Origin of the sequence: Emticicia sp. TH156 (genome assembly GCF_002855535.1) — a bacterium.
In the GTDB taxonomy this organism is placed as follows: domain Bacteria; phylum Bacteroidota; class Bacteroidia; order Cytophagales; family Spirosomataceae; genus Emticicia; species Emticicia fluvialis.
In genome coordinates this window covers 62153-78863 of record NZ_PKRS01000013.1, presented here as the reverse complement: position 1 = coordinate 78863, position 16711 = coordinate 62153, and the positions used below count along the sequence as shown (strand labels likewise).

Genomic DNA, 16711 nt, shown 5'->3' with positions numbered 1-16711 from the left:
CCGTACGTAGTAATTAAATGTATGGGTAAATGATAGATTTTTTATGTAAAATGATTTTACTTTCTTCTGTTTCTGGAAGGCGGGCTATCCTGACCAGAAAAACTCTTTTCCTGAAAATCTCTTCCCGAACTTAATTTGCCAAACTGCCAGCTGAAAGCAACTGTAACAAACCTGTTATAATACCTATTTGTAGTTATGCTATGAAAGGATGTAGCATCTGCATAGTTTTTCTGCAAAAAGGTTTTCTGGAATGGATTGTTGATACTCAGAGATAGACTTGCTTTTTTGTTAAAGAGTTCTTTACGGGCAGAAAAACGATAACTATAATTGGCTGAGCTTCTTCCCTGCAATGTGATATAGCCATTACTATAATCGCCTGATACCTGTATGGTGAAATTTTTAGGTAAAAGGTATGATGTATTCATATTTATCGAATAAAAACTGGCGTTATTCTGAACGTTTAATGCAGAACTTTTAAACCAAACATGATAGAATTCTGCACCCGTATTGAGCATCCAGCTATTAGTAATCTGGATACTGGCATTGATATTGGTGCCTATGCGTTTATTGGCTGCAATATTTTGTGAGGTTGTTCTTGAAATTCCAAGACTATCAACGGTTGTCAACGATTCAATCGCATTCGTATTTGAATTGAAATAGATGCTGCTGTGCAAGCTCAAGCCGGAAGAGGCATTAAAAGTATGTGCTGCTTCAAGCATACGCGTCAGTTCTGGACGCAACCTTGGATTACCAAACGTGAGATTACGAGGGTCACTGGCATTAATATACGGATTTAAATCCCAAATCCAGGGTCTGCGGATGCGCGCAGTGTAGTTTAATTTCAAATCATTTTGATCATTTATTTTTTTGGTAATCAAAAAACTAGGCACAAAATTATCAAAAGTGGCTGTAAAGGAAGGAGAAGAGCTGGTAAATTCACCCCCTAAACGTGTGTTCTCATAGCGCCCGCCTAATCGTAAACCCCAGTCTTTCTTTAGTTCAAATTTTAAACTCAGGTAAGCAGCCAGCGTATTTTGAAAATAGGTCATCTTATCCGACCTTAGAGGGTCTCTGACGAGTGAACCTTCAGGGTTTTCCTTGTTATTAAATACTTCGTAGGCGCTGGAAGAGTTACTTCTGGCAAACCTTATGCCGCTTTCAAGTAAATGCTTGCCGGATTTTTTCAACGGATGGATATAATCAACCTGAATGCTCGGGTTTTTGCTTGTTCCTTTGTTAGGGCTTTCTTCCCTGAAATAACGTTGTCCGGAAAGATAATACTGGTCGGTTACATAATCAGAGTTATCAGCCGACTGGCTTACCTGCCCTACCAACTGAAGCACCTGCCCAGGTAGCTTAAATTTCTTTTGATAACTAAGCGTGAAATCCAACCACCCGAACTGTCCATTCTGCCTGCTAGTCTGGTTGTATTCCTGGGTGCTCTGAACACTTTTGTAAAGGTTGTACAAATGACTGTTAGTTGGCCAACTGCCATACCAGTAAGAAACGCCAATACCGAGTTTCTGCGTCGAATCTCGTCTATATTCACTGCTGAATTCTCCGAAGAATCCTTTATCCCGCTGCAAAGCATCCATACGTTGCTGTAATGTACCTGCGGTTTGCCCTTCCAGAAAAGACTGTCGGTTTAATTGAGATACATTTCTTTGTTTTTCTGCAGTGGCATTTAAGGAGAAGTTCATATTAAACTTCCCTTTCGCGATGTTAAGACCCATATTAGCAGATTGCTCAAGGTTGCCGGCGCTCAAATCTACATTGCCGCTGGTACCTTTCATTTTTTTCCTGGTTATAATATTAATAACGCCGGCAGCGCCTTCTGCCTCATATTTGGCCGAGGGCATGGTGATTACTTCCACAGATTCAATAGAACTGGCCGGAATCATCTTAAGGGCTTCCTTAAGGTTTTTTGCCAGTATATTAGATGGCAGACCGTTGAGCAGCACTTTAATATTAGAACTGCCTCTCATTTTAACTTCACCGTCAGCCCCCACAGTTACCATCGGAGCCTTCCTTAATACATCTGAAGCAGAACCGGCTTTATTGCCAATGTCAGCTGAAGCATTGTAAATGATTTTATCATCCTGACTTTGTATTACCGATTTCTGACTTTTTATTGTTACTTCTTCAAGCATTCTTTCCTGAGGGTTTAAATGGATAGAGCCAAGGTTCACGGCCTTACCGGCATTTACAGTAATCAATGCAGTAGTATATGGTTTATAACCAATGTAAGACATCGTTATTAAATAATTGCCTGCAGTAACATTGAATGAAAATAGACCATCCTTTTCAGTAAATAAGGTTTGGGTTACCTGGCCTTTATTTGTCATGAGAATGACTGTCACAAATTCCATTGGAAGACGTGTAGATGAATCAATCACCATTCCTTTAATGGCAACAGCATCAGACACAGGTTTAGTTTGAGCGCATAAATCGGTAACGTTGAATAGTATGCAAAAATACAAGAAGAGTCTTACCTGAAAGCTAAGCATGATTTGAGAAAATTAATAATGAAGATTCAAAGGAAAATCATTAGTCATCCATCCCATAATATACATGAGCAAAAGTCCATTTTTGATGACCAACCATGTTGGTCATCTATTCTTGTGAAATTGTTATAATTTCCCGATTTTTAAGGGTTTAATTCAAAAATGGAATCAAATGGCAGAAAAAGAGAAATGGTATCACCGAAGCTATGTGCAGGAGGTTGTGTTTTTTATTGCCATGTTCATATTAACCATGGCTCATGAATGGATTGAGTTAAACACCTTTACAGATTTTTTAAAGGGCCTGCTATTTTTCCTGATATTGTATGGACAAGCACAATTTCATCGTTTTTTTGTATTTCCCTTATTCTTAAAAAGAGAATATGTCAGGTATGCATTAATCTCTTTTTTTTTCATTTCTATCGGGGCTTTACTGCATTATCTGGTTAATTCTTATTGGATATACCCCCGTTTTTATAAAGATATTAACGTAATTGAAAGTTTTATTTATCATTTTGTTATCTGTACTGTCAACACCATGACAATATTGTCGCTTTTTTTAATCAGGCAGTATTCAAGAGAATTACAATTAAGAAATCAGGATCAGATGCTGTTGAGTGAGATGCATATTAAGTTTCTGCACGCGCAATTAAACCCGCATTTTATTTTTAATATGTTTAATAACCTATATGGTGTTAGTCTGACAGACCCTCAGAGAGTCCCGGATTTAATTTTGAAATTGTCTAACCTGATGCGCTATCAGCTTGAAAATGGAAATAACACAAAGGTAAGTTTAGAAGAGGAAATCAGATTTATAGAAAATTATATAGCCATGGAAAAAGAGAGAATAGGCAAAAGGTGCCAGATTCTTTTTCGATTTCCAGAAAATCGCGATCAACTTAAACAGTATCAAATAGCCCCTCTGATTTTAATTACTATTGTGGAAAATGCATTTAAGCATAGTCAGACAATCAGTCAGAAATGGTTTGTATCAATTGATATCGCTTTTGTTGATCATTCATTGAATGTAAATATTAGAAATTCGCTTTCCATGGATTTACTTGAAAAGGAATCAATGGGCGTTGGCTTGAAGAATATCCAGAAGAGACTTGAATTATTATATAAGGGTCATTATCAGTTTCAGTCATCGCATGAGGGTACTGAATATCGAACAAATTTAATAATAGATTTAAACTGTCTCTAAGATGCTGACTCCGTTACGCTGTATTGTAGTTGATGATGAAGAAGGGGCACATTTAGTGATGTCTCATTATTTTAAGGGTATATCAACCCTTTCTCTATGCGCTTCTTTTTATACGGCTATTGAAGCGATAGATTATATTTATAAAAATCCTGTTGATGTTGTTTTTCTTGACATCAATATGCCCGGCCTTACGGGTATGGAAATGTTGGAGGCCATGAGTCATCCACCTTTAATTGTGCTGACAACTGCCTACAGTCAGTATGCTTTAGAAAGTTATAAATATCAGGTAGTGGATTATCTGATTAAACCCATTGAGTTTCCTCGGTTTTTAGCAGCGATTGATAAAGTGTTTTCCAGATATAAACCTGTGTTGGTTCAGCCGAAAGAAATGACTAGCACTCTAAATAACAACTTTCTGATTTTAAAAGTAGATGGCGACCTCCTAAGAATACAGTTAGAGGAGATTATTTACATTCAGAGCTGGGGGAACTATATTAAGGTACACACAAATGATAAGACCTACCTTAGTCCGGTTACGACTATTGAAATCGAACAAAAGCTGGACAAGAGCCTTTTTATGCGTATTCATAAATCGCATATTGTGGCATTAAACAAGATAAATAAAATTACAGGCGCACAGGCTTATCTTGATAATGGCGTTATTCTTCCGATTGGAAATACTTTCCGCAGAGAACTTTTAGAGCGGTATCAACGGAACTCTGGCTCTTGAGTTTAATTGATTGTACAAAGTGAAAAGTTAGATTGTTTACATGAATGAATACTATCCAAAAAATTAAAATTGATATTTAGGGTTCGATTATACCCCCAATCAGCCCGCAAAAGCACCGAGATAACAAACCCAAAAGTTGAGAAGTGATGCAAGAATTGAGAGCATTACCTGCCTGAGGTACCCAATCTTTTGCCTGTGTAGCGTGGCTTCCGGGGTTCTGTAAAAAGTTAATGTTAAGCGTTTTTTAAAAAGGAACTATAAAGTTTTTCGGCTTACCAAATGCTATTAATGGTATACAGATGACAAATGGGTTTGCTTCTTCTTTATCGGAGCGCCGACCTAAAAACTCAATCTTTTCTAATCCGGCTGCCATACAATCTATTGCAGGCCAATATGGAATGAATGGGAAGCGCCTGTAAGAACAATAGAAAAATTAGCTAAGTGACTTTAGGGTATTGCTTTAGGATAGCCATACCAGAGACTGGCTTCTTTTTCCAAAGCACTTAGGTAAATTTTTATCCAGCTAAGAGAATAGTCTGTCAGATGGAAAGTTATATCGCTCGGCGACCGTACGATTTTCACAGTCAAAAGAGTTAAGGTAAAAAAGGCTGATTTATTGCCATAATAACAGGTATTAAAGCAGAAACTGGTATTGATATGCTACGAAAAATCCCAGTGAATATTCACAAAAAAGTCAAGGAGATTACGCTGGATATGACATCTAACATGGAGTCAATAGCCAAAATTGCATTACCTAATGCCAACAGTGTGTCTCACTACCAGTCCCGAATTGTTTTATTTGCAAACAACTATCCTCTGAAGCTTTACAGAAAATAAGAAGCGTAGTGCCCCCATATTATTCGAATTATGTACGGATGTTAATCTGGTCGCCTATCATTTATCTATGGGGCTTTCAAATATCATAGAGAATACAACTGATTAAATGTTCGGATTGAACAGGCTGGCTAAATGGCATGCGAAAGTATCCTGAAACAGTTATTTGACGCCAAAGGCAGCGATTGTGGCTACTACATAAACCGGGTTACAGCCACGCCAATTGCGCAAGACGGAGATGTTTTGTTTACAGCGGAAACGCTCCGGTAGAAAGATTCATGGTATTTGTTTGGATTTTTAACTCATTAGTTTGATTTTAGAGAGGGCAAATGCCCATTTCAATAACCGGAAACTGATAAAATATCTATGAAGATAGAATTTATTGTAAACAATGTGCCAACTTCGGTGGACGTTGACCCTGATATGCCACTTTTATGGGTTGTCAGAGATGAACTGAACCTGAAGGCCACCAAATATGGCTGTGGCAAAGCCCTGTGTGGCGCCTGTACATTGCATGTGGATGGCAGCGCTGTCCGTTCGTGTTCTTTTCCGGTACAATACGCCGCCAATAAAAAAATAACAACCTTAGAGGGCCTATCTGTAAATGCAGATAAGTTACACCCTGTTCAGCAGGCGTGGATAGACGAAAACGTTCCTCAATGCGGGTACTGTCAGCCTGGGTTCTTGATGGCTGCCGCGCAACTGCTTGAGCAGAACGGTAGTCCAACAGACTATGAAATAAAATCCGGCATTACCAATATATGTCGGTGCGGCACCCATCCCCGCATTTTAAAAGCCATCAAAAGAGCCGCTGAAATCAAACAAAATACCCAAACAGAACAGAAATCATGACAGCCAAAAATACAAAAGAGTTTTCTCGCCGTAAGTTTTTCCAGAGGGGGGCTATTATTCTGGGCGGAGTAATGGTGGCCGGATATTTCGGTCGTGGTGTTATCAGAAGGTTCGCTGCACAAATGGCTGAAACCCTGGATGCGCCGGCATTGATAGACAAAAATGAACCCCTGGTATGGTTTGAGATTCTAGGCAACAATACGGTTCTCCTAAAATCGCCTAAAATAGAAATGGGTCAAGGCATTTTTACAGGTTTTGCCATGTTGGCAGCCGAAGAACTGGATGTGCTGCCTGAAATGATACAAGTAGTACATGCCAATACAGCTGACGGCCCCATTGACAAAATCAGTACCGGGGGCAGTAGTTCTACGTCGTCGCTCTATGAAACCATCAGAGAAATGGCAGCCTATATACGTGAGATGCTAAAAGCAACAGCCGCTAAAAAATGGGATGTAAGCGTGGCCGATATAAGCACCAAAGAAGGTGTTTTAACTGCCGGAACACGGAGAATTACATACGGCGAACTTACGAAGTCAGTGAAGGATTGGGAAATGCCTTCTCAACCCGAATTAAGAACCAGAGACCAGTACAGATATATAGGAAAAGAAGTAAAACGCATAGACCTGAAACCAAAGGTATTGGGTGAACCCATTTATGCCATTGACCACAGCATGCCCGAAATGGTTTACGCTACATTGCTGCAGTCGCCATATATAGGTGCAGGCGTAAAGGCCATACAAACGGCAGAAGCCTTAAAGCAGACCGGCGTTTTGAGGGTAATTGAAGAAGATAATTTAATAGCGGTTGTGGCGAGCAATCGGTATGCAGCCGAAAGAGGTCTTGGAAAAATACAAGTTGAATGGGATATCCCAAAAAAGTGGCAGCAGCAAGACATTGAGCAATTCACACAAGTGGGTAAAGGCAATGAGGTAAATGTTCAGAAAGAGGGGGTAACCGGGAGGCTACTGAAAGAAACCGGAAAAGCAGCTTTTACCCGCCAATACCGAACCTCTATAGGTGCCCATGCGCACATGGAGCCTAACGGTGCCATTGCCGCTTTCAGTAAAGGTCAATTGCAACTCATTATCGGAACACAAGCCCCGGACCTGCTCAGAAAAGTAGTAGCCAATGCGCTGGACCTCCGGTCTAAAGATGTTAAAGTGCATTTAACTTATGCCGGTGGAGGCTTTGGCCGACGGATGGATGCCAAACTAGCTATTGCGGCTGCCAGAATATCCCGCATAATGGGTAAGCCGGTGCACCTGTTTAATACCAGAGAGCAGGAGTTTCAGAGTGGCATTTATCGCCCGCAGACACATCATGTACTGGCAGCAAAAATTAATAGTAACGGTATAATTGAAGCTGTAAGCCATAACCAGGCCACGCCTGACCAGATATTTGCGCAGATACCGGCCAATTTGGGGCCAACTATTCTTGGGGCCGATTTTATATCTGCGGGTCATGGAGCAAGTATCATGTACAACATAGAAAATAAGGCGGCTACCATGTGGCATAATAAACTGCCGATAGAGGTAGGTATCTGGCGGGGTGTAGGTATGTTTGCCAATACCTTTGCCATAGAGAGTTTCTTTAACGAATTGGCACATGAAACCCGCAAAGACCCTATTGATATGCGCATAGAACTGTTGAAGGGAGATGAAAAGATAAATACCCGGTGTGTAAAAGTATTAGAAACCTTAAAAGCTAAAAGCGGCTGGAAGCAGCCGAAAACACCAGGACAGGGGAGAGGGGTGGCTATCTGCAACGACCGTAAAACCATTTCGGCAGTAGTGGCTGAGGTTAGCATTGACGGAGACAAGATACTTGTTAAACGAATTACCCAGGTAATTGATGCCGGGCTTGCCATTAACCCCGAGGGCATACGGATGCAGGTAGAAGGCGCCACTATGATGGGCATAACAGCAGCCTTATATGAGCAGATAGCAATAAAAGATGGTGCAATTACCAATAGCAATTTTGATAAATACCCAATGGTTACATTGGCCGATACCCCAGAAATTGAAGTAATTATCATTAAAGGAGAAGCCATTCCGCTGGGCGTAGGAGAACCCCCACTGTCGCCGGTAGCGCCTGCTATTGCCGCGGCAGTGTTTGATATTACCGGCAAAAGACTCAGAAGTTTGCCTTTAACATTGGGGTAGACGAATAATTCATGGTGCGCGTATGTATGTTATCGAAGCTAAATCGGGCGATGCATTCGATAAAACTTTCTCTGAATTTCAATAGATATAGTAAGGCTGTAGTTTTGAATAAACTGCCGAATGAATGAGGGAGTTCAAAACCTAAATCATAAGCAATATCGCTATGGGAATAGCTATCTGTCTACGTAACCTGTAGTGATAGTTGAGCTATTATCTTAGGCTCACTGAATTTATCAATGTCTGGGCAGCATTCGTTGGCAATGCCTGATAATATCCTCCTGATTATTTTTTCTTCTTTATCAGAAACAAACAAAGCTTCTTTAATTGAATAGCTGAAATAAGCATTCTGTTTAATATGCTTAGTTAGCCTGGCATAATAAAGCACTTGTGGTGCTATGAGTACTATCTATCCTGAGTGGTAGATAGTACTTTTTCTTCGGTATTTATTAAAAAAAGCTGACTCGAGAACAAGAAAATCATCATATCTTCATCAAAATCACCTTTTTGTTGTCCGTATTTCAAAATCAAGCACACTTACCATCGTGTGTAAGGGCTTAGGTAGCCCTTTATAATAATGAGTATTTTTTCATGTATTCTGTGATTAACAAAGCATTTTTTAATCATGCAAATCGGAGTACTTACTAACGGAATAATATGACCGTATCTACTTTTGTTGTACCAAAAAATAAGGTCTCAAATGCTTTTGCCAAAAGCACCTAGAAATTTTATAAAAAAAGATGTAAAATTTCTTGGAAAACCAGTATCATATAGCTTATTTTGTCTATCGATTAAGTAGATTAAAAGAAAATCTTAGATTACGCCATCTCAGGCGTTAGTCACTTCAACTTAATTGTATAAACAATGAAAAGTGCATTGGGTGGTGTCTTCAACACGGCCTTCTCACTGATGAATTTCACCTAGAACCCTGAATTTTTTACCATTAAATTTTTTGTAATATGAAATTTACAGAAAGCACAATTTATTATGAGATTTTAGCGCTTCTCATATTTTTCAGCTTAGCGGAGTTTTTTACAGGCGCTTTTAAAAGTGGAAAATGGAACAAAAATGAGTGGCATATTACAGTGGCAGGTCTTGCGTTGTCAAGTGTAATTACTCGTCCACTTAGTTTCCTTTTTACCACTTACGTGCTAACCTATTTTTTCTCTGATTACGCAAATTACTTTGCCAATGTGCCTTTCTGGGCCGGTTTGTTGATTACCTGTCTGCTTGAAGATTTTACCCAATACTGGTGGCATAGAGCGGCACATACATATCCCTGGCTCTGGAAAGGGCATAGAGTGCATCACAGCGCGCCTGAAATGAGCGTGTTGCTTTCTGGCCGAAATTCGTGGTTGTATTTATTGCTGTTTCCGTCAAGAATCGTTTCTGCAACTTTGGTTTTTCTGGGTTTTGGCGAGGCCTTCATTGTAGGTTATTTTCTGAAGATACTGATTGGCATTGCCTCACATTCAAGTATTCCGTGGGACAAGCCTCTCTATAAAATCAAATGGTTGCATCCGCTGATGTGGGTGGTTGAGCGAGTGATTTCCACCCCTGCTACGCACCACGCTCACCATGCCGCCAACGACCATGATGGTATCGGCGTTGTAAATGGCAACTATGGTAATATGTTTTTTATATGGGATGTGATTTTTGGAACTGGTAAAATAACCAGACAATTCCCTGAAAAAATAGGTCTTGACGACTACCACGAAGAACCCTGGTATGTCCAACTGGGCTACCCAATATTCAAATCAACAAACGAAAAGAGTGAAATGTCTAAATAAGCAGGTTTTTTTTAGCGCATAAACAGCTGTTTGAATCAGACGGCTGTTTTTAAAATTACCTTGTATAAAAAAAAGGCGCTGGAATACGTATATTTATTATGGTTAGATGTATAGACTTGAGCATTAGAGTTTTGTAAATCTTAAGAGTAAACATTATCTTAATAGGATTCAGAAGGTATATAAGCGCTTAAATTAAATAAAAGATTCTGAAAACGCTTAAATCATTAGCAATATGAAAACAAGATTCTCTAAATTTATAGTTGTGGTTGCTTTACTTAACTTCCCGGTATTTGCGCAGGCACAAAAAGATGAAACTTTTACTATTGAAGGTTATTACAAAGTGAAGTGGGGTTATCAGTCCGAATTTCTGGAACTTTATAAAAAGAACCATTATCCTTTACTTAAGAAAGCTATAGAAAAAGGAGATTTGTTAAGTATTAAATTAGATAAGCCTTTACAGCATGCTACTGAAGAAAGCCGCTGGGACTATCGAATTACCTTGGTATTTAAAAACGTGCAGGCAGCCTTTGACCCAAACCTGACTGAGCCTTACAAGAAAACTTTATACCCTGACCAGCCCAAGTTCAAAAAAGAAGAATCCCGACGCTTTGAGATATTGGATGCCCATTGGGATGTATCAGTGGGTACAGAAAGCCTTGAAAAGTAAATCTGGGTCTTTACTGTTTAAAACAAAACTTGTTTACACAATGAAAAGATATATACTAACCACACTTGCAGTATTCCTTGTTTGTCGTTTTGCTTTTTCTCAGCAATCGGCAAGCTCTTTTATTGGCCCTGAAAGAGGTTCTCTGGTGATAGTAGGTGGAGGAAAAGTGCCCGCTGAAATATGGGCAAAATTTATTGAACTGGCTGGTGGCGAAGGGGCAAATATTGTAGTTATCCCGACAGCACAAGGAGATTCAAGTATACACGCCAATAAAGGGTTTTCGCCTGAAAAAGAATTGTTAGAAAAGTTTGGCGTTGCTACTGTGAAGGTTTTGCACACAACAAACCCAACCGAGGCTAATTCTGAAATTTTTGTAGCACCCATAAGAAAAGCCACAGGCGTGTGGTTTGTCGGGGGTAGGCAATGGCGCCTGGCAGATTCTTATCTGAATACGCTTACGCACAAGGCTCTCAAAGATTTATTAGATAGAAATGGGGTAATAGGAGGTACTTCCGCCGGAGCTACTATCCAAGGTTCTTTTTTGCTAAGGGGTGATACAAAAGCCAATACAGTTCTGGAAGGTGACCATGTTCAGGGGCTTGATTTTATCCATAATGTAGCTATCGACCAACATATATTACCACGAAACCGGCAGTTTGATTTAATTCCCGTTATCAGAAAGTATCCGTCTTTGCTTGGCATCGGTATTGATGAAAGCACAGCAATTGTAGTCAAACAGAATCAGTTTGAAGTAATAGGAAATTCAGTAGTGGCGATTTATGATGTGACTAATTTTGATGGTAAAAAAGAAAACCCATCTGGCGAATCAGGTAATAACGGGCCATTTTACTTTTTAAGTAAAGGGCAAAAATTTGATTTAAAAGCACGAAAAACAATAAAAACCAAATAGTAGCCATTTGATGAAAAAATTACTACTGCCTTTGATTATTTCATTAGTTTTCACAAAGACATACTCACAAAAAGAATATCAGCATAATATTGTCTGGGGACGGCTGGTCTTGACTGATACAATAAGTAAAAAATTACGCTGGGAGGTTTACCTTCAACACAGAAGGCAGAATACCCAACAAACAAACTGGGATGTATTGGCTCAAAGCCAGTTTACCAGCTACTGGCTATGGCTACATTATAACCTGACACCTACGGTCAGGCTTTCTTTTTCTCCAGTCGGATATTTTAAAAGCTGGATACTAATTTCTCAACCTGTAGACCTTGAGAAAGACCCGATTAATGAATGGCGTGTTTCAGGAAGGATTGAACAAGAGGTAAAAGGCCGATTCTTTAATACCTATAATCGGTATGGATTAGAATACCGGCAGCGAGACTTATTAAATAACGGGATATTCAGGCCTAATTTTCGGGTACGCTATATGTTGAGATTTGAGAAACCAATCACATTTGCATTTTTGAACAAGCCCCTCACTGCTATTGTAAATGACGAAATATTTATTCAGTTTGGTAAAGCAGTAAAAGGGAATCCTAATATTTTTGATCAGAACCGATTATATGCAGGATTAAATTATCCGTTTAACAAATATCTCAAGGGAAGTTTGGGTTATGTCTGGGGGATACAGTCTCGTATTTCGGGCAAAGAAATTGATTATTATAATTTTTTGTGGGGTATCCTGACTATTGATAATGTATCAGCCATTTTTAAAAGAAAAAGATAGGGACAGTAGAACAGTTATTTTCAATCCTTAGAGGGCTACCAATAAGGATTGAAAACAGCTGGTTGAACAGGTTGGTTTAATGATTTCCGTTGTATTTCTCACCCGCTTTAATCGCTACCGTCAGTTGATTTTCTTTAACCGGAAGCGGACAAGTGGCGTACGGTGTAAAAGCACATGGTGGGTTATAGGCTTTATTGAAATCTAAATAGATGTTACCTTCTGCGTCCGGTGCTTCGGCATCCAGAAATCTGCCTGCACCATACGTTTCGTGTTTGCTGGTGGCATCGCTGAATACAAAATGCAAGCGTTCTTTCGTGCCTGTTGCAGCTAAGCTATACTCTTTTCCATCAAGAGTAAATACCAGTTTCCCTGGCGAATCCTGTTCGTAAGTTCTTCCTGTAATATCTGTAATGCTCAGTTTTTTGCCTTCAGTTGGTACAAACCGGGTTTTTACTTTCCATGCTTCGTTAATCGGGAAAGTCTCAATGCCTTTAAATCCTAACAGGTATTCTCCTTCTAAATCTCTTAGCCGGATAGCATATTTATCACCTCGTTGAATTATAAACCAACGTAAAGTTTTATGTTTTAAAACCGTGGGTTTATTACCGTTGTACGGAAAAAGCGTTGTTTCTAATATTGGGTCATTGCCTTGTAAGACTACCGCATTTGGTGCGGCCTCGAAACTAATTTGCCCTTTCTTCAAAATTACCTTCCCGATAAAAGGCTCAGAGTGGTTGGCTGGGAATACGATCGAGTTCTTTTTATCCCCACCTATCGTATTTTCACCTTCTTCCAGCCAGAATAATCCGGCCAGGTTCAGCCAACCCTCTTCACTTTTCAGGTTTTCTATTCTTTTCTGTTGCCAGCTTTTAATAGCGGTTTCGTAAGGAGTTTCTACCACAAACGAGAACGCTACCAATGGCAGTAGTAACGCCAGACATTTTATGTACTTGTTCATAAGAATTAAATTTTAAATGTGTATGATAAAACCACTGATTGATTACAACGGGAAAAGGCTTTTATCGCCATACTTTAGTACTTCATTGAGTTTTTCCTTGTACTCTTGAAGTTTGTGGTGGGCATTTTTTTGCTTATAGACCTTGCACAGCCCTCAGATGCCATTAGCACTGTTAGGGTGTTTTTTAAGAAGTTGCTGATATGTTTTTTCAGCTTTATCAAATTTGCCGGCTTTCAGATGGGCTTCAGCCAGGCTAATCAGCACAGGCCGGGCATAGGTAGGGGGCTCGCTATAGCCTAAATCCTCTTCTTTTTGTGTAGCTAACTCAAGTGTTTCTATGGCAGCATCATAGTTTCCTTCAGCACTTTGTATGACTCCTTGCAATTCCAAAGATGCCACATTCAAGTCGCTGACTCTCCTGGCATTCATCTGGTCTTGGGTTGCAGATTGATTTAGGTTTCTCCAGAGGTGAGCATCTAACGCTTCTGAATGCTGTCTGGCAAGAGCAATGTTGTTTGCCTTTATGGCAGCCATTCCGGAGGCAAAGTGGAAAAGCGCGTTTTTGTAAGCAATGGCTTTATTGGTAAAAAGACTATCTTCGTCTAGTCTAATGGCCGCCAATTTATCAGCGGCTCTTTCATAGAAGCCAAAGCATAGTTCCATCTTGGCGGGCGCAATCACCCCCTGATAGAAAAATCTGCCTTCAAATTTTCTTTTTCGTTCCTTCGTGGCAGGCATATTTTTCAGCTTTTCGGCATAGTAAAGCGCAGTGTTATACCTACCGTCTTCGGCGCAGTTAGAAAGCAGATAGTTAATGTTATGTATGTAATTCCAGGCATCAACCTCTGGTATTTTCTGATCTTTCATATAGGCCGAATCTACTTTTACAGCCGCAATAAAAGATTCATAGGCTTTCTGGTACAGGCCTGCTTTGTAATACACGTGTCCTGGCATATGCACCATGTGTCCTGAATTAGGCGCAAGTCTTGATAGCGTTTCAGCACTTTGAAAGGCGTCTTCCGGGCAGCAATTTTCTTTCAGATGAATCCAGTAATGATGGGCTGCGGCATTGTCAGGTTGATTCCGCAGAATATCTTTCAGCAAATACTCTGAATAAAGCTGTCCTTCGCGCGGATTCAGCTTTGTGTCATAACCAGCCATTTTACTTAGAGCCAGAAACAATTTTGCATCTACATCTTCAGGATATTTGTGAATAATCAACTCCAACTTAGATTGATAAGCAGCTTTGCCACCTGTTTTCTCATCATCTCTTAGTATAATGGCTTCAGCGTACAGTTTTTCTCTGTCACTCGCTTTCTCCTTTAATTGTTTGATTTTAGCTAATGCCAGTTTCTGGTCGGGTTTAAACTCATCTCCTTCTATAGCACCAATGGCACTATACAAACCATAATAAGGCATGATAGCTAAAGAATCGTGCTTAATAGCTTCCTTAAAAGCCCGATAGGCCTCAAAGTCCCAGAAGCAGTGAAGTAATGCTATGCCCTGATTAAAATACAGCTGGGTCTTAGCCGATTTACTACTGATTTTAAAATTTACCTCTCCAATACCCTTAAAGAGTACTGGAGGAGGTAAATTAGGTACATAGGCGGTTTCTTTACGGTATCCTAAAATATGCTCCAGATGACTATGGTTGTCATGGGTTACGCCTCCGTCATGTGCTTCAGCCTGGCTGCTTTTGTGGTTCTCATGCTGGTTTTCACCTACACGGACCCGCTGGGCATATATTCCGAATGGAATTAATAGAAAGAAAAGAAAACGTAACATAGCTCTTTTAGTTTTTGAGTAAATAAGGTTCAACAAGAGTAAAAGAGGCTTATTGAAGCAATAGCCTGTTTGTTACTATTTCTACATTAGGCAGTGGGAATATGTAATTATCCTGCGACGGTTTCACTTCGGGGGCTGTCAGAGAACTGCTTGACTTGGCAGGAAGCGGCAGCAGATTCCTAAGCAAATCGTTCGACCGGAAGCCTTCACCCAGTAGCTCAATTCTGCGCTCGGTAAGAATGGTATTTACCAATGCAGGCGCTGTTGATATGGCCGGGTTCGGGAACTCATAGGTAGCATCAGAACGATTGCGGACGGCCTTTAACAGTTCTGTTGCTTTCTTCAGGTCTCCGGTTTGTGCTGCAGCTTCGGCATAGTTCAGCAATACCTCTGAGTACCTGATAACCGGCATGTAGTCCAGAAAAGGAGACGGTTTATTATATTTGGTCAGAAACTGCACGCCTGATGCCGTACGGGCAAATGTCCTTCTCAAATCGGTAGATTTCCATTCCTTATCACCCCATATACCCGTTGGGTTAAGGTTATATTCTGCGTTAGCATTAAAAACATACGGGAACGACGGCTGACCTGTAATGTTATCCAGTTCGGTCATCGGAATAGAAAGGATAGACTCTGTACTGGTATAATTGGTAGTGAAAATCTCGACAATGTTTTGCAACTTATGCACCACACCAGATGAAGCAGTAAACGGTGCAGCGGTTGAAACAATCTTCTTCGCTTCTTCAATTACCTTCTCATAATTACTGCTGTTTAGATATACGCGCGTTTTTAACGCTATGGCTGTGTTGCGGTGCGCGCGGGTGGTATTCAGCAAGGCTGTTGCGTAGGTGAGGGGCAAATCTGTTTCAGCTTCATTGAGGTCCTTGATAATCTGTGCATATACTTCTGCTACCGAGCTACGCTTTAAGTCATTATTCGCAGTTGATTTTTCAGCATTCAGGCGCAGAGGTAATCCTGGCGAAGCGCCCTTGTTTTCATTATAGGGGCGGGCATACAGCGTTACCAAAGCATAATAGCTCAAAGCTCTTAGGAACTTAGCCTCTGCTGTAAACTGTTTATTGAGGGTTTCGCTAACTACCTTCGGATTATCCTTCAAGCCCTGAATCAGAATATTGGCATTATTTATCGTTCTGTAGCCTGCTTCCCAAAAACCGGCCACAAAGTTTGAACCCGAATTTAAGGTCTGGCTCCAGGCTTCAAATGCCGTAAAAGTATTACTGGTTCTGTTGATGAACTCCTCTCCGCGAGCCTCAGTATAGATGTAATAGTTGCCACCATAAAAGTTAGAAGATTTGGCAGCTTTGTAAATACCATTCACAAGCCCCAGAATACGGTCGGGGGTATCGAATGCGTTTACGCCGCTAATGGCTGTAATGGGTGCCGGATTAAGTTCTTTCTCCTGGTCGCAGCCTGAGAGTATAAAAAGTGAACCTGCCAGCAGGCCTGCTAATGATATATTTCTGGATATAAGTTTCATTGTTCTTACGATTTTAATTGTATATATGCTCTGACTATGGTT

The 16711-nt window shown here is 40.2% G+C and carries 14 protein-coding genes; 9 read left to right on the top strand and 5 right to left on the bottom strand.

Annotated features, from left to right (window positions below; all coding sequences use genetic code 11):
- Positions 1–56: 56 nt before the first annotated feature.
- Positions 57–2426: a TonB-dependent receptor domain-containing protein gene (locus C0V77_RS20915; protein WP_158237983.1), complete on the bottom strand. Its 2370-nt coding sequence runs from the start codon at positions 2424–2426 to the stop codon at positions 57–59.
- Positions 2427–2676: 250 nt separating this feature from the next.
- Here C0V77_RS20915 and C0V77_RS20910 point away from each other — a divergent pair, with 250 nt between their 5' ends.
- Together C0V77_RS20910 and C0V77_RS20905 are read left to right on the top strand one after the other, a co-directional pair.
- A complete protein-coding gene (locus C0V77_RS20910; protein ID WP_101728338.1) occupies positions 2677–3705 on the top strand; it encodes a sensor histidine kinase in 1029 nt (342 codons plus the stop codon).
- 1 nt (position 3706) lies between these two features.
- Positions 3707–4435: a LytTR family DNA-binding domain-containing protein gene (locus C0V77_RS20905; protein WP_101728337.1), complete on the top strand. Its 729-nt coding sequence runs from the start codon at positions 3707–3709 to the stop codon at positions 4433–4435.
- A 447-nt stretch (positions 4436–4882) separates the two neighbouring features.
- Here the strand turns inward: C0V77_RS20905 and C0V77_RS23505 are convergent, their stop codons facing one another.
- On the bottom strand, positions 4883–5017 hold the full coding sequence (locus tag C0V77_RS23505) for a hypothetical protein (protein WP_255408992.1): 135 nt from the start codon (positions 5015–5017) through the stop codon (positions 4883–4885).
- Positions 5018–5404: 387 nt separating this feature from the next.
- Between C0V77_RS23505 and C0V77_RS23500 the strand changes: the two genes are divergently transcribed.
- From C0V77_RS23500 to C0V77_RS20875, 7 genes are all read left to right on the top strand, one after another.
- Complete coding sequence (locus tag C0V77_RS23500; protein WP_255408991.1) at positions 5405–5539, top strand: hypothetical protein; 135 nt, start codon at positions 5405–5407, stop codon at positions 5537–5539.
- A 96-nt stretch (positions 5540–5635) separates the two neighbouring features.
- Entirely contained in the window at positions 5636–6121 is a 486-nt protein-coding gene (locus C0V77_RS20900) for a (2Fe-2S)-binding protein (protein ID WP_101728336.1), read from the top strand.
- Positions 6118–8283, top strand: coding sequence for a xanthine dehydrogenase family protein molybdopterin-binding subunit (locus C0V77_RS20895; protein WP_101728335.1), 2166 nt, complete (start codon positions 6118–6120; stop codon positions 8281–8283). Before C0V77_RS20900 ends, C0V77_RS20895 begins: the two co-directional genes overlap by 4 nt.
- 956 nt (positions 8284–9239) lie before the next feature.
- A complete protein-coding gene (locus C0V77_RS20890) occupies positions 9240–10070 on the top strand; it encodes a sterol desaturase family protein (protein ID WP_101728334.1) in 831 nt (276 codons plus the stop codon).
- Positions 10071–10302: 232 nt separating this feature from the next.
- The gene (locus tag C0V77_RS20885; protein ID WP_216824458.1) at positions 10303–10737 is read left to right on the top strand and encodes a hypothetical protein; all 435 of its coding nucleotides are present in this window, start codon (positions 10303–10305) and stop codon (positions 10735–10737) included.
- A gap of 40 nt (positions 10738–10777) precedes the next feature.
- Entirely contained in the window at positions 10778–11647 is an 870-nt protein-coding gene (locus C0V77_RS20880; protein ID WP_101728363.1) for a cyanophycinase, read from the top strand.
- A gap of 10 nt (positions 11648–11657) precedes the next feature.
- Complete coding sequence (locus tag C0V77_RS20875; RefSeq protein ID WP_101728333.1) at positions 11658–12428, top strand: DUF2490 domain-containing protein; 771 nt, start codon at positions 11658–11660, stop codon at positions 12426–12428.
- A gap of 76 nt (positions 12429–12504) precedes the next feature.
- Here C0V77_RS20875 and C0V77_RS20870 read toward each other — a convergent pair whose 3' ends face one another.
- The 3 genes from C0V77_RS20870 to C0V77_RS20860 all read right to left on the bottom strand — a co-directional run bounded on the left by C0V77_RS20870 (position 12505) and on the right by C0V77_RS20860 (position 16669).
- Complete coding sequence (locus C0V77_RS20870; protein ID WP_101728332.1) at positions 12505–13386, bottom strand: DUF1684 domain-containing protein; 882 nt, start codon at positions 13384–13386, stop codon at positions 12505–12507.
- A 153-nt stretch (positions 13387–13539) separates the two neighbouring features.
- On the bottom strand, positions 13540–15171 hold the full coding sequence (locus C0V77_RS20865; RefSeq protein WP_101728331.1) for a tetratricopeptide repeat protein: 1632 nt from the start codon (positions 15169–15171) through the stop codon (positions 13540–13542).
- A gap of 49 nt (positions 15172–15220) precedes the next feature.
- Positions 15221–16669 (bottom strand): RagB/SusD family nutrient uptake outer membrane protein, encoded by a 1449-nt coding sequence (locus C0V77_RS20860; RefSeq protein ID WP_101728330.1) that lies wholly within the window; start codon positions 16667–16669, stop codon positions 15221–15223.
- Between the last annotated feature and the right edge of the window lie 42 nt (positions 16670–16711).

Excerpts from the sequence above, each read along its gene's own strand:
- C0V77_RS20890 (WP_101728334.1), top strand. The coding sequence starts at position 9,240 with ATGAAATTTACAGAAAGCACAATTTATTATGAGATTTTAGCGCTTCTC.
- C0V77_RS20865 (WP_101728331.1), bottom strand. The coding sequence starts at position 15,171 with ATGTTACGTTTTCTTTTCTTTCTATTAATTCCATTCGGAATATATGCC.
- C0V77_RS20860 (WP_101728330.1), bottom strand. The coding sequence starts at position 16,669 with ATGAAACTTATATCCAGAAATATATCATTAGCAGGCCTGCTGGCAGGT.
- C0V77_RS20880 (WP_101728363.1), top strand. The coding sequence starts at position 10,778 with ATGAAAAGATATATACTAACCACACTTGCAGTATTCCTTGTTTGTCGT.
- C0V77_RS20875 (WP_101728333.1), top strand. The coding sequence starts at position 11,658 with ATGAAAAAATTACTACTGCCTTTGATTATTTCATTAGTTTTCACAAAG.
- C0V77_RS20905 (WP_101728337.1), top strand. The coding sequence starts at position 3,707 with ATGCTGACTCCGTTACGCTGTATTGTAGTTGATGATGAAGAAGGGGCA.
- C0V77_RS20900 (WP_101728336.1), top strand. The coding sequence starts at position 5,636 with ATGAAGATAGAATTTATTGTAAACAATGTGCCAACTTCGGTGGACGTT.
- C0V77_RS20885 (WP_216824458.1), top strand. The coding sequence starts at position 10,303 with ATGAAAACAAGATTCTCTAAATTTATAGTTGTGGTTGCTTTACTTAAC.
- C0V77_RS20910 (WP_101728338.1), top strand. The coding sequence starts at position 2,677 with ATGGCAGAAAAAGAGAAATGGTATCACCGAAGCTATGTGCAGGAGGTT.
- C0V77_RS20870 (WP_101728332.1), bottom strand. The coding sequence starts at position 13,386 with ATGAACAAGTACATAAAATGTCTGGCGTTACTACTGCCATTGGTAGCG.
- C0V77_RS23500 (WP_255408991.1), top strand. The coding sequence starts at position 5,405 with ATGGCATGCGAAAGTATCCTGAAACAGTTATTTGACGCCAAAGGCAGC.
- C0V77_RS20895 (WP_101728335.1), top strand. The coding sequence starts at position 6,118 with ATGACAGCCAAAAATACAAAAGAGTTTTCTCGCCGTAAGTTTTTCCAG.